Source organism: Immundisolibacter sp., assembly GCF_028696615.1.
Taxonomy (GTDB): Bacteria; Pseudomonadota; Gammaproteobacteria; order Immundisolibacterales; family Immundisolibacteraceae; genus Immundisolibacter.
Genome location: NZ_JAQVGQ010000051.1, coordinates 1 through 13721 on the forward strand (window position 1 = coordinate 1; position 13721 = coordinate 13721).

Sequence of the window (13721 nt, forward strand, 5' to 3'; positions counted from 1 at the left end):
TTGGCGAAGTCGGGCGCCAGATGCAGCGCGCCGATCTGCGGGCGCAGTTTTTCGAGCCGTGCCGCGATGGCCTTGGCGAGCCCCGGCCAGTCCTCGCCCTGCATCACATGGACGGGCAGCGGCGCACCCGGCTTTTGTACGCCCATCACGCCGCCGCGGTGCTGCACGGTGCGGCTGTCCCAGATCATCAGCGTGACGCGCTGCGGGTAGTCGCCGCTGACCGGATCCCACACGAAATGCGCGCGCGGCCGGCTGCCGGGGTGGTTTTTCTCGTTCACGTAGCGCTCGCCGGCGAGATTGACGGCCAGACTGCTGTCGCCGGGGATGATCCACACGCCGGTCGGCGCGTCCGAGCTCGCCAGCGCCTCCTCGAGCAGCAGTTCCATCCACCAGCCGTGCTGCAGGTTGCCGAGCGCCGCCCCGGCGCCGGCCGCCAGGCGCAGAAAATCGCCCCGGTTGGTCGGCGCGCCGCAGCCACCGTACACCGGCCCCAGCAGGTGCCGGGCGCGCAAGTCGGCATCGTGGATGTAGCCGCCGCTGGCGAACACCACGCCGCGCCGCGCGCCGATGCGAAGCCGCTGCCCGCGATGTTCACAGACCACGCCCAGCGCCTCGCCCGCCGCGTCGCGCACCAGCTCGACCACCGCATGGCGTGTCAGGATGGCGATGTCACGCGCCTGCGCGGCCGTCTGCAGCAGCTCGACGAGATCCACGCCGACGCCGCCGCCGTTTCGGTAATAAAACCGCCCCTGCCGGTGCGCTTTTGGCTTGCAGACCATGCCGCGGCCACGCGGGGCGCGGTTTTCGGGCAGCTCGGCGTAGTTGTCAGGAAACGGGCGATCGTCGTAGTCGATGAACGGCAGGTAGTCGACGATGCCAAGCTCGGTCAGGCGATCCACGGTCGGCGCCGCTTGGTCGTAGAACGCCTCGAGCAGCGCATACTCGGCCGCTGCGGCCCCGTAACGCGCGGCCTGCGGCCGGTAGCGATCCGGGTAGCTCATGCGCACCGCCAGTCGCAGGAAATCCTCGCGCGGATCGGCGAGGCCGGCGGCGCGCAAAAAACGGTTGTTCGGAACGTAGTGCACGCCGCCCGAGCGCAACGTGGTGCCGCCCGGCACCGGACCTTTCTCGAGCATCAGCACCTGCGCCCCGGCCTCACGGGCAAACAGGGCGGCACTGAAACCGGCCGCGCCTGAGCCGACCACCAGCACCTCGGTCACGCGGTCCCAGTCGCCGCCCGCAGACGGCGCACTGGCAGACAACACGTCGGTCGCACCGGCGGCCAGCAGGCCGCTGCCGGCGCCCAGAATGAAGCCGCGGCGGCCCGCATCGACCGCAGGCCCCTGGTCGTTCGGCATGTATCCTCCTCAGTACCGATCCGGCTGCGCCCTGGCGGGCACAGGGTGAAAATTCCGTGCGTGGATTTTTCAGCCCGCAGCGACGCGGCTCACGGCCACGGTCTGTCTCATTCGGCTTTAACCACCTCGACGCGCAGCGTGTCGCCCACGGCCTCGACCGACAGCACACGGTGGCCGTCCGCCGCCAGGCCGTCGCGCACCTGCTCGGCCGACTCACCGGCGGCGAACAGGAATACCACCCGCTCACCGGCCGCCATGCGGCTGAGCGCCTGACGGGCCTTCACGTAATGCAACGGGCAGCCGTAGGTGGACAGGTCGACCTGCGGCACGGCGGTGTCGGCGGCGGCGCCCATGGCCGTCTCAGATCGAATCGAACAGGTCGAAACGCTTGCCTGCGGTCATGCCGCCGTCCACCACCAGCGCGGCGCCGGTGATGAAGGATGCGTCGTCCGAGGCCAGGAACACGGCCGGCTTGGCGATTTCGTGCGGCTCGGCCATGCGCTGCATGGCGCACACCTCGGTCATCATCTTCTCGTGCTCGGGAAAGCGCGCCATGTAGCCGCGGATGCGCGGCGTCCAGGTGCCACCGGGGCACAGCGCATTGACGCGGATGTTGTAGCGCGCGAAGTCCATGGCCATGTTCTTGGACAGGTTGATCACCGCCGCCTTGGCCGCGGAATACGCCGCGCAGCGGTTCTCGGCGAGGATGCCGGCGGTGGAAGCGATGTTGACGATCACGCCGCCGCCGCGCTTTTTGATTTCCGGAATCGCCACGTGCGAGCAGCGGTACACGGAGGTGAGGTTGGTGTCGATGATGAAGCGCCATTCTTCGTCGTTGGCTTCCTCGACGTTTTTCATCATGTTGTTGCCGGCGACGTTGAACAGCGCGTCCAGCCCACCGAAGCGTTCGAGCGTGGCCGGCACCATGCCGGCGATGGTGTCCAGGTCGGTCACGTCGACCCGCAGCGCCAGCGCCTGACCGCCGGCCGCCGCCACCTCGGCCGCCGCCTTCTCGGCGGCGTGCAGGTCCAAGTCGCAGATGACGGCGCAGCCGCCGTCGCGCGTCCATTCTTCGACGATGGCGCGGCCGATGCCCGCGCCGCCGCCGGTGATGATGGCAACCTTGCCGGCGAAACGTTGGCTCATGCTCTCAGCTCCTCGTGTGTATGTTTTTTGGAACGATTGCCGCCCCGACGGGCGCCGGTCCTTTCGGGGCCGGCTCATGCCGCGCGGCAGCGGGCCGAAAAACCACGACCGGTTTTTCAGCCCTGCCGGTTCAGCCCTGTTGGGCGGCGCGCTCCTCGAGCACCGCCACCGCCGGCAGCTTCTTGCCCTCCAGCACTTCGAGGAAGGCACCGCCGCCGGTCGAAATGTACGACACCCGGTCGGTGATGCCGAACTTGGCGATCGCCGCCAGCGTCTCGCCACCACCGCAGATGGAAAACGCCGGCGACTCGGCCACCGCCTGGGCGAGGATGCGCGTGCCCTCGGCAAACGCCGGGTACTCGAACACGCCGAGCGGGCCATTCCACACCACCGTGCCGGCGTTTTTGATGATGTCGCCCAGCTCGCGGGCGAAGCCCGCGTCCACGTCCAGGATCATCTCGTCGGCGTCCACCGCGCTCACGTCCTTGACCGTCGCCGGCACGGTCTCGCCGATTTCGGGCGCCACCACCACGCGCGTGGGTAACGGGATGGGCCGGCCCAGCTTTTGCGCCTGCTCGAGCAGACCGCGCGCGGTGTCCACCAGCTCCGGCTCGTACAGCGAGCGGCCGACCGAGTGCCCCGCCGCCGCCAGGAAGGTGTTGGCGATTCCACCGCCCACGATCAGCCGGTCCACCCGCGGCAGCAGGTTGGTCAACACGCCGAGCTTGCTCGACACCTTGGCGCCACCGACGATGGCCACCAGCGGCCGCTTGGGATTGGCCAGCGCCTTGTCAAGCGCCTCGAGCTCGGCCACCAGCAGCGGTCCTGCGCAGGCCACCGGCGCGTACTTGGCCACGCCGTGCGTGGACGCCTCGGCGCGATGCGCGGTGCCGAAGGCGTCCATCACGAACACGTCACACAGCGCCGCCATGCGTTTGGCCAGCGCGTCGTCGTTCTTTTTTTCGCCGACGTTGAAGCGCACGTTCTCGCCGAGCGCAATCTGCCCGGGCGCGATGTCGACGCCGTCCAGCCAGTCGCGCAGGCACGGCACCGGGCGCCCCAGCAGTTCGCCCAACCGCACCGCCACCGGTGCCAGGCTGGCCTCGGCGTCGAACGCCCCTTCCTTGGGCCGGCCGAGGTGCGACAGCACCAGCACCGCCGCACCGGCGTCTAGCGCCTGGCGCGCGGTGGGCAGGAAGGCGCGGATGCGCGTGTCGTCCAAGATCACCCCATCGCGGATGGGCACGTTCAGGTCGGCGCGGATCATCACCCGCTTGCCGGCCAGCGGCAGGTCGGTCATGCGCAACAGCTTGGCCATGAGCGCGCCCTCAGCCGACCTTGGCCAGCACGAGCGCCGTGTCGAGCATGCGGTTCGAGAAACCCCACTCGTTGTCGTACCAGGAGCAGACCTTCACCAGCGTGCCGTCGATGACCTTGGTCAGCGTGGCGTCGAAGATGGACGAGGCCGGGTTGTGGTTGAAATCGACCGACACCAGCGGCTCGTCGTTGTAAGCCAGGATGCCCTTGAGCGCGCCGCTCGCCGCCTCGCGCACGGCGGCGTTGACCTCGTCCACCGTCACCGCGCGACCGGCGGTGAAGGTGAGGTCCACGATCGACACATTGATGGTCGGCACGCGGATGGCGAAGCCGTCGAGCTTGCCCTTGAGCTCGGGCAGTACCAGGCCGACCGCGGCGGCGGCGCCGGTCTTGGTCGGGATCATGGACTGCGTGGCCGAGCGGGCGCGGCGCACGTCCTCGTGGTAGACGTCGGTCAGCACCTGGTCGTTGGTGTAGGCGTGCACGGTGGTCATCAGGCCCTGCTGGATGCCGAATTTCTGGTGCAGCACCTGCGCCAGCGGCGCCAGACAATTGGTCGTGCAGGACGCGTTCGAGACCACCGTGTCGCCGGCCTTGAGCACGCCGTGGTTCACGCCGTACACCACGGTGGCGTCGACGCCCGTGCCGGGCGCCGAGATCAGCACCTTGCGCGCGCCGGCGGTCAGATGCGCCGCGGCTTTTTCTTTCTTGGTGAACAGACCCGTGCACTCCAGCACCACGTCCACACCCAGCTCGCCCCACGGCAGCTTGGAGGGATCGCGCTCGCTGGTCACGCGGATGCGGTCGCCGTTGACGATGATGGCACCGTCGGTCACTTCCACCGTGCCGGGGAACTTGCCGTGCACGGTGTCGTAGCGCGTCAGGTGGCCGAGAATCTTGGCGTCGCCCAGATCGTTGATCGCCACCACCTGCAATTCGTTGCTGCGGCCGCTTTCGTACAGGGCACGCAGCACGTTACGCCCGATGCGGCCGTAGCCGTTGATCGCCACCTTGATCGCCATCTGCCGTTCTCCTGAAAAATCAACCCGAGTCAAAGAACCACGAAAGCCGTCGTCAACGTGCGTCGGCCAACGCAGCGAGGGCCGCGTCGACTACCGCCTGCGCGGTGAAGCCAAAGTACTCGAACAGCTCACCCGCCGGTGCCGACTCGCCGAAGCGCTCCATGCCGATCACCCGCCCGCCGCTGCCGACGTAACGCCACCAACCCTGCGGCACGCCGGCCTCGACCGCCACCCGCGCCGTCACCGCCGGTGGCAACACGCTGTCGCGATAGCCTGCGTCTTGGGCCGCGAAGCGCTCCACGCACGGCATGGACACCACGCGCGCGGCGATGCCCTGCGCGGCGAGCCGCTCGCGCGCCGCCTGCACCAGCGCCACCTCCGAGCCGGAGGCGATCAGGATCACCTGCGGTGCGCCGTCGCCGTCGGCCAGCACGTAGCCGCCGCGCGCCGCCGCCGCCAGCTGCGCGGCATCGCGCGCCTGATGCGGCAACTTCTGGCGCGACAGCGCCAATGCCGTCGGTCCCGCACCCTGCAGCGCCTGCGCCCAGGCCACCGCCGTCTCGGCCGCATCGCACGGCCGCCACACCTCGAGGCCCGGGATCAGCCGCAGACTCGCCAGCTGTTCCACCGGCTGGTGCGTGGGACCGTCCTCGCCCAGGCCGATCGAGTCGTGCGTGAGCACGTACACCACCCGCTGGCGCATCAACGCCGCCATGCGCAGCGCGTTTCGCGCGTAGTCCGAGAACACCAGAAACGTGCCGCCGTACGGCAGCAGGCCGCCGTGCAAGGCGAGGCCGTTCATGACCGCGCTCATGCCGAACTCGCGCACGCCGTAGTGCAGGTAACGACCCGCCGGCTGGCCGGCGTCGAGCACCGGTGCGCCGCTCCACTGCGTGAGGTTCGACTCGGTGAGATCCGCCGAGCCGCCCAGCAGCTCCGGCAACAGCGGGCCGAAGGCGTCGAGCGCCAGCTGCGAGGCCTGACGGCTGGCCACATCCTTGGCCTCGGCCTGAAAACGTTCGACGATGGCCTTTGCCTGGTTGGCAAAATCGGCCGGCAGCTCGCCGGCCATACGGCGCCTGAACTCGGCCGCCAGCTGCGGATGCTCGGCCGCGTAACGATCGAAACGCGCCTGCCAGTCGGCCTGCAGCGCCGCGCCGCGCGCCCGCGCATCCCAGGCCTCGTAAATCTCGGCCGGAATCTCGAACGGCCCATACGGCCAGCCGAGCGCCGCACGAGCCTCGGCGATCTCCTGCGCACCCAGAGGCGAGCCATGGCAAGCCGCCGTGCCGGCCTTGTGCGGCGCGCCGAAGCCGATCACCGTGCGGCAGCAGATGAGGCTTGGCCGGCCGGTTTCCGCGCGCGCCTGGGCAATGGCCGCGCGCACCGCGTCTGCATCGTGGCCATCGACGCCGCGGATCACCTGCCAGCCGTAGGCCTCGAAGCGCGCCGGCGTGTCGTCGGCGAACCAGCCACGCACCTGCCCGTCGATGGAAATACCGTTGTCGTCGTACAGCGCGATCAGCTTGCCCAGGCCCTGCGTGCCGGCCAGCGAGCAGGCCTCGTGCGAGACGCCTTCCATGAGGCAGCCGTCGCCCACGAACACGTAGGTGTGGTGATCGACGATGTCGTGACCCGGGCGGTTGAACTCGGCCGCCAGGCGCCGCTCGGCCAGCGCCATGCCGACCGCATTGGCCAGACCCTGGCCCAGCGGCCCGGTGGTGGTCTCGACACCCGGCGTGAGGCCGTGCTCCGGATGGCCCGGCGTCTTGGAGTGCAGCTGACGAAAGCGCTTTATCTCGTCCAGCGGCAGGTCGTAGCCGGACAGGTGCAGCAGCGCGTACAGCAGCATCGAGCCGTGGCCGTTCGAGACCACGAAGCGGTCGCGGTCGGGCCAGGACGGATCGGCCGGGTTGTGGCGCAGGGTGTCGTTCCACAGCGCCTCGGCGATGTCGGCCATGCCCATCGGCATGCCGGGGTGGCCGGATTTGGCGGCCTCCACCGCGTCCATGGCCAGCGCCCGGATGGCGTTGGCGAGTTGCCGGCGCGGCAGGGACATGCGCATCTCCATGGGATCGGACGTTCGGACGCGGCAGGCACGCAGCCGTAGCGGGCCGCCGGCCGCAGGGGGCGGCAAGGATAGCATGCGGCCTGCCACTGGCCGCGACCGCGCCCACCGCCCCGTCGCACTCGGGAATGCTCAAAAAGTTTGGCCGCGAAACGTTTCAGCTCGTCGCAGCACGGCTCACGCCCACGCTGCTTCGCATGCATCCAAGCCTGACGTCGGCCGGTCGGACCGGCGCATCGTGCCCCGGGCGGGCGGACTGAAAGTCGATGTTTCGTGGCCGATCAGGGCAGTGCCTTCACCAGCGCCGGCACGGCCTCGAACAGGTCCGCCACCAGACCGATGTCGGCCACCTCGAAGATGGGCGCGTCCGGGTCCTTGTTGATGGCGACGATGGTGCCGGCGTCCTTGATGCCGGCCAGGTGCTGGATGGCACCCGAGATGCCGACCGCGATGTACAGCTCCGGCGCCACCACCTTGCCGGTCTGGCCGACCTGCATGTCGTTCGGCACGAAGCCGGCGTCCACCGCCGCACGCGAGGCGCCGGCCGCCGCGCCGAGCTTGTCGGCCAGCTCGAAGATCAGGCGGAAGTTTTCGGCACTGCCGACGCCGCGCCCGCCGGACACGACCTTGCTCGCGGATTGCAGATCAGGGCGATCCTTGGCGCCGGCGCGCAGCTCCACGAAGCGCGTGTGCGTCGGCGCCGCGGCGCTGGTGCCGACGGCCTCCACCGGCGCCGGCGCCTGCTCGCCGACCGCCTTGTAGGAGGCCACGCGCACCGTGCCGACCACCCTGCTGCCGTCCGGCACGGTCACGGTGAGGATGGCGTTGCCGGCGTAGATGGGCCGCTCGAACTGACGCGGGCCGAGCACGGTCATGATGTCGCTCACCGCCGGCGCGCGCAGCAGGGCGGCCACTCGCGGCAGCAGGTCTTTGCCGAAGGTGGTGGATGGCCCCAGCACATAGTCGTAGCCGGCGGCGAGCTCGGCGATCTGCGGCGCCAGCACGGCGGCGAGCGGCGCGGCATTGTCGGCGCGCGCGTTACGGAGCACGCGGCTCGCGCCGGCGAGTGTCGCCGCCTGGGCGCACACCGCATCGAGCGCGCCGCCATCGACGCCGCTGACCAGCACGTCGATCGCTTGCGCGCCGAGCTGGCCGGCGCAGGCCAGCACCTTGGCGGTGCCGGCGTTCAATTTGGCGCCGTCGTGTTCGGCGATGACGAGTACCTTTGCCATCAGATCAGCCCCCGGTTTTGCAGCTCGGCCACCAGTTCTTCGACGCTCTTGACCTTGATGCCGGCGCCGCGCGCAGCCGGCGGACGCACCGTCCCCAGTTGCAGGCGCGGCGTGCCGGCGCCGAGCAACTCGGCGGCCGGTTTGACGTCGAGCGGCTTTTTCTTCGCCTTCATCATCTCGGGCAGCTTCACGTAGCGCGGCTCGTTCAGGCGCAGGTCGGTGGTGATGACCGCCGGCAGGTCGACCTCGATCACCTCGAGCCCGGCGTCGACCTCGCGCGTCACCCGCGCGGTGTTGCCGTTGATCTCGATGGCCGAGGCGAAGGTGGCCTGCGGGCGCTCCCACAGCGCGGCCAGCATCTGGCCGGTCTGGTTGGCGTCGTCGTCGATGGCCTGCTTGCCGAGCAGCACGATCTGCGCCTGCTCCTGCTCGGCCAGCGCCTTGAACACCTGCGCCACCTCGAGCGGCTGCAGCGCCTCGGCGGTGTCGACGTGGATGGCGCGGTCCATGCCCATGGCCAGCGCCGTGCGCAGCTGTTCCTGCACCGCCTGCGGGCCGATGCTGACCGCCACCAGTTCCGTCGCCACGCCGCGCTCGCGCAGGCGTATGGCCTCCTCGACGGCGATTTCGTCGAACGGGTTCATGCTCATCTTGACGCCGTCGGTGAGCACACCGCTGCCGTCGGGTTTGACGCGGATGCGGACGTTGTAGTCCACCACGCGCTTGACGCCCACCAGGACTTTCATGCTGTCTCCTCGGGAATGGCCGCAACGGCCTCTTATAGGTTGACGTAATTGGGGCCCGAGCCGCCTTCCGGCGGCACCCAGGTGATGATCTGGTACGGGTCCTTGATGTCGCAGGTCTTGCAGTGCACGCAGTTGGCGGCGTTGATCTGCAGGCGCAGGCCGCCGTCGTCCTCGACCATTTCATACACGGCGGCCGGGCAAAAGCGCGTGCAGGGATTGCCGTATTCGGTGCGGCAGCGGCCGACGCAAATGCTGGTGTCCGCCACCTTCAGATGGATGGGCTGATCCTCGTCGTGCTCGGTGGCGGCGAAGTACACCGACGCCAGCCGATCGCGCGGCTCGAGCGTGCGCTCGACGTAATCGGGCGGCGGCGAGCCTTCGGCGAGCGTGTGCAGCGCGCTGTGGTCGGCGTGGTTGCGCAGCGTCCACGGCGTGCGCCCGCCAACGGCGGTCTCGAGCGCCGCATTGGCGAGCCCCAGCCACAGCCCGCGGTGAAACCCTGGCCGGATGTTGCGCACGCGCTTGAGCTCGGCCGCCGAGGCCGAATCGCGCCAGCCGGCGTCGAAGCGGTCGGCGGCGTCGGCCACCAGGTGCTCGGCCGCCAGCATGCCGCTGCGAAGCGCCATGTGCGTGCCCTTGATCTTGGGCACGTTGATCATGCCGGCGGCGTCGCCCACCAGCAGCGCGCCCGGCATCGACAGCCGCGGCAGTGATTGCAGGCCGCCTTCCACCAGCGCGCGGGCGCCGGTGGAGATGATGGTGCCGCCTTCGAGCAGCGGCTTCACCGTCGGGTGGTGCTTGAACTGCTGGAACGCCTCGAACGGCGAGAAGTTCGGGTCGCGGTAATCCAGTCCGACCACGAAGCCGATCGCCACCCGATCGTCGGTGAGGTGGTAGATGAAACTGCCGCCGTAGGTATCCGCGCGCAGCGGCCAGCCGATGGTGTGCTGCACCAGGCCCGGATCGCCGCGCCCGGCCGGCAGCTGCCACAGCTCTTTCAGGCCGATGCCGTAGGTCTGCGGATCGACGCCGGCGTCGAGACCGAAATGCCGGATCAATTGCTTGGCCAGACTGCCGCGGCAGCCCTCGGCCAGCACGGTGGTCTTGGCGTGGATGTCGATGCCGGGCGTGTAGTTGTCCTTCGGCCGGCCGGCCCGGTCGAGCCCCATGTCGCCGATGCGCACACCGATCACCCGCTGCCCAGCCTCGTCGAACAGCGGCTCGGCACCGGCGAAGCCGGCGAACACCTCGACCCCCAGCGCCTCGGCCTGCGGCGCCAGCCACGCGCACAGCGCGCCCAGCGAGACGATGAAATTGCCGTGGTTGTTCATCTGCGGCGGCACCACCGGCGACTTGAAGCGGCGTGTCTTGGTCAGATACGCGAACTCGTCGCAACGCACCGGCACGCAGATGGGCGGCGGATTGTCGCGCCAGCCGGGCAGCAGCTCGTCGAGCGCCTGCGGCTCGATGACGGCGCCCGACAGAATGTGCGCGCCGATCTGTGCGGCCTTGTCGATCAGGCACACGCTGGTGCCGGGACTGAGCTGCTTCAGACGAATGGCGGTCGCCAGCCCGGCCGGGCCGGCGCCGACGATCAGCACGTCGAACTCGATGACGTCGCGCTCGCTCATTGGCGCCCCTGCCCCCTTCATGCGGTTGATCGTTTACCGGTTACGCGCTCGGGAAAGCCGTGCCGCAGCCGGCGCAGGCCGGCACAACCCGGCGTCTGGCATGGGCCCAGCCACGGCGCGCCGTAAACCAGGTTCGGATTTTTCGGCAATCGTTCAGTTACGCAGCGGCTTGCCGGTGGCGAGCATGTGCTCCATGCGCGCCTGCGACGCCGGCAGGCGCAGCAGTTCGAGGAAATGCTCGCGTTCCAGGCGCAGCAGCGCGTGCTCGGTCACCTCGCCGCCGGCGCCGCCGCTCATCACGGCGGCAATGTGGCCGGCCACCACGGCGTCGTGGGCGGTCATTTTACCGGCCTCGACCTGTGGCGCCACGCGCGCCTCGAGCGCCGCCCGGCCGGCGGGGCCCGGCAGCGTCACCACCGCCGGTTTGCCAGGCACGTAGGCGCTCACCAGGCGCCGCGCCGCCGCCTTGGCGTCGGCCAGCACGCGCCGGCGGTGCATGGTGATGGCGCAGTAATCGGTCAGCACGCGCATGTCGCGCGCCTCGGCGGCCGAGCCCGACACCACCGCGCCGACGATCAAGTCGAAACCGCGCTCGACACCGACGTCCAGGTGACGCAGCACCATTTCCTTGGTGCCGCCGCCGGCCGGCAGCAGGCCGACGCGCAGCTCGACCAGACCCGCGTTCAGCTCGGCGTGCGCCTGCAGCACATTGCAGTGCAGCAGCACCTCGCAGCCGCCACCGAGCGCCAGCCCGCGCGGCGCGCCCACCACCGGGAACGGCGCGTACTTGAACGCCATCAGCGCGTGCTGCAGGCCCTCGATGAAGCGGTCCAGGAACTCGAAGTCGCCACCGCGGGCGGCATCCAGCATGCGCTTTAGGTTTGCCCCGGCGCAGAAATGCGGCGCATCGTTGCCAATCACCAGCGCCTCGAAGTCGCGCTGCACGCGGTGCAGCGTCAGCTCCATGGCCTCGACCGAGTACTCGTCGAGCGCGTTCATCTTGGTGTGGAATTCGAGCAGCGCCACGCCGTCGCCCATGTCCCACAGGCTGGCCGAGGCGTTGCCGAGCACGGGCTTGCCGGCGCGGCGCAGATCGGCGACTGCCAGCGTGGCGGCCGGCCGCGGCACGGCGTGATACACGCCGTCGAAGCCGAGGTACTCTGGCCCGTCGACCTCTTCTCGATAAAACCGCCCGTCGCCGCTGGCCTGCGCGGTCTGCAGCAGCGCCGGCACCGGCTCGCCGGCCGCCTGCAGGCGCTGTACGAAGTCGGCCAGACCGATCTGGTCCAGCAGCTCGAACGGCCCGGCCTGCCACGAATAGCCCTCGCGCATGGCGGTGTCGATGGCCAGCACGTCGGCGGCGATCTCCGGCGCCACGGTGGCGGTGTAGGCCAGCGTGTAGCCGAGCAGGTCGGCGGCGAAGCGCGCGCCGGCATCGTCGCCGGCCAGCAGGTCCTTGGGGCCGCGCGCCTTGGCGCTGGCCAGTTCCACCTTGCGCAGCGGGCGGTATTGCAGCGTGTCCAAATCGAGCACTTCACGCTGCTTGTCCGCGCTCACGCGGTAAAAACCGCCGCCGGCCTTGCGACCGATCCAGCCGCGCTCGAGCAGCGTGTTGAGCAGCGGCGGCAGCTCCAGCAGCGGTTGCGCCGGGTCGCTGGCCGCAAGCTGGTGCTGCATGTTGCGCGCCACGTCGGCCAGCACGTCCAGACCCACCAGATCGATCAAGCCGAACACGCCGGTGCCCGGCCAGCCGATCGGCTTGCCCGCCACCGCGTCCGCCTGCTCGACAGTCAGCCCGTGCCGCTGCGCCGCCCGCACCCCGGCCAGCATGGCCAGGATGCCGATGCGGTTGGCGATGAACGACGGCGTGTCGCGGGCGTCGACCACTTCCTTGCCCAGGCGCACGGTGCAGAACTCGCGCAGCGTGTCGACCACTTCCGCCCGCGTGGCCGGACCGGCGATCAGCTCCAGCAGGCCCATGTAGCGCGGCGGGTTGAAGAAGTGCGTGATGCAGAAATCGGCCGCGAAGCTCGCCGGCAGCCCGGCGGTGATTTCCGACAGCCGAATACCGGACGTGTTGGAGCTGACGATGCAGCCCGGCCGGCGCACGCGCTCGACGCGCTCGAACAGCGCCTGCTTGACCGGCAGGCGCTCGACCACCACCTCGACGATCCAGTCCGCCTCGGCCAGACGACCCAGGTCCTGATCGAAGCCGCCGGTTTCGATCAGGTCCGCGGCCGACGGGTGCATCAGCGGCGCCGGCTTGCGCTTGAACAGATCCTGCTTGCCGCGCTCGGCCGCCTCGCGCGTCAGGTCCAGCAGCAGCACCGGCACGCCGGCGTTGGCCACCTGACCGGCGATGCCGGCGCCCATGTTGCCGGCGCCGAGCACCGCCACTTTCCTGATCGTCGTGAAATCCGCCACGTGTTGATCCCGCCGTTGGTGTATCCGGGCGCCGCCGTTTTTTCTGCGCCACGGCAAAGCTGTTCACCTTACTGGCGAACCTCGGCCACTGGCAAGCCGGCTCAGGGTTTGTGAAGACATGCGCATCCTGCGCGGTTCTTGCGTCGCGCGTCCGGCCTTCCCCGGCCGGGCCGAGCGCCCGAACGACTCACAAGCTCTCACAGCAGAATGGCCATGCCGATGGGCAGCGTCACGAAATACAGCAGCGTCGAGCCGACCATCACCGCCGCCAGCAGCTCGGTGTCGAGACCGAAGCGCTCGCTCAGGATCATGCTCGCCATCATGGTCGGCATGCCCATCAGCAGCGTGATGGCCACGGTCGTCTCGCCGGGGCCGACCAGCAGGCGGGCGGCGCCGTAGACGGCGAGCGGCACCAGCAGCAGCTTGATGGCCGCCACGCCGGCCAGCGGCCGCCAGTGCAGCCGGAAATGGCCGAACGCGAGCGACATGCCCACCGTCAGCAGCATGGCCGGCATGGTGGCGTAGCCGAGCATAGCGGTCGCCTTGTCGAGCCAGGGCGCGATCGGCACGCTAGCCACGTTCAGCGTAAAACCGATCACGAACGCCCACACCGGCGGCAGCCGGGTCAGCACGCCCAGAAACTGCAGCGGACTTTGCAGCCGTTCGCCGTGACTGCCGCAGCGCACCGCCACCCACAGCGCGAGCGACCAGAACAGCGGATTGATGCCGAGGATGTCGGAATAAATCGCATAGCGCGCCCCATCCGGCCCGAACAGC

Annotated in this window: 11 protein-coding genes; all 11 read right to left on the reverse strand. The window is 69.7% G+C overall.

Annotation, left to right across the window (positions count from 1 at the left end):
• Positions 1 to 1358: FAD-dependent oxidoreductase (locus PHC73_RS05205; RefSeq protein ID WP_300125300.1), on the reverse strand; the 1358-nt coding region annotated here is incomplete at its 3' end.
• Positions 1359 to 1465: 107 nt separating this feature from the next.
• Positions 1466 to 1711: a sulfurtransferase TusA family protein gene (locus PHC73_RS05210; protein ID WP_300125302.1), complete on the reverse strand. Its 246-nt coding sequence runs from the start codon at positions 1709 to 1711 to the stop codon at positions 1466 to 1468.
• A 7-nt stretch (positions 1712 to 1718) separates the two neighbouring features.
• Complete coding sequence (locus PHC73_RS05215) at positions 1719 to 2504, reverse strand: glucose 1-dehydrogenase (RefSeq protein WP_300125305.1); 786 nt, start codon at positions 2502 to 2504, stop codon at positions 1719 to 1721.
• A 130-nt stretch (positions 2505 to 2634) separates the two neighbouring features.
• Positions 2635 to 3822 (reverse strand): phosphoglycerate kinase, encoded by a 1188-nt coding sequence (locus tag PHC73_RS05220; protein ID WP_300125308.1) that lies wholly within the window; start codon positions 3820 to 3822, stop codon positions 2635 to 2637.
• 10 nt (positions 3823 to 3832) lie between these two features.
• Positions 3833 to 4843, reverse strand: coding sequence for a type I glyceraldehyde-3-phosphate dehydrogenase (gene gap / locus PHC73_RS05225; RefSeq protein ID WP_300125311.1), 1011 nt, complete (start codon positions 4841 to 4843; stop codon positions 3833 to 3835).
• 52 nt (positions 4844 to 4895) lie between these two features.
• Positions 4896 to 6896 carry a transketolase gene (gene tkt / locus PHC73_RS05230; protein WP_366949804.1) on the reverse strand — a complete coding sequence of 667 codons (2001 nt, stop codon included), beginning with the start codon at positions 6894 to 6896 and terminating at the stop codon, positions 4896 to 4898.
• Between the two features lie 296 nt (positions 6897 to 7192).
• Complete coding sequence (locus PHC73_RS05235) at positions 7193 to 8143, reverse strand: FAD-binding protein (protein ID WP_300125317.1); 951 nt, start codon at positions 8141 to 8143, stop codon at positions 7193 to 7195.
• The gene (locus PHC73_RS05240) at positions 8143 to 8889 is read right to left on the reverse strand and encodes an electron transfer flavoprotein subunit beta/FixA family protein (protein WP_300125320.1); all 747 of its coding nucleotides are present in this window, start codon (positions 8887 to 8889) and stop codon (positions 8143 to 8145) included. The genes PHC73_RS05235 and PHC73_RS05240 overlap by 1 nt, the downstream gene beginning before the upstream one ends.
• Positions 8890 to 8921: 32 nt before the next feature.
• Entirely contained in the window at positions 8922 to 10520 is a 1599-nt protein-coding gene (locus PHC73_RS05245) for an electron transfer flavoprotein-ubiquinone oxidoreductase (protein ID WP_300125323.1), read from the reverse strand.
• Positions 10521 to 10673: 153 nt separating this feature from the next.
• On the reverse strand, positions 10674 to 12944 hold the full coding sequence (locus PHC73_RS05250; RefSeq protein WP_300125326.1) for a 3-hydroxyacyl-CoA dehydrogenase/enoyl-CoA hydratase family protein: 2271 nt from the start codon (positions 12942 to 12944) through the stop codon (positions 10674 to 10676).
• A 197-nt stretch (positions 12945 to 13141) separates the two neighbouring features.
• The coding region (locus PHC73_RS05255; protein ID WP_300125329.1) for an AEC family transporter at positions 13142 to 13721 on the reverse strand (580 nt) is incomplete at its 5' end.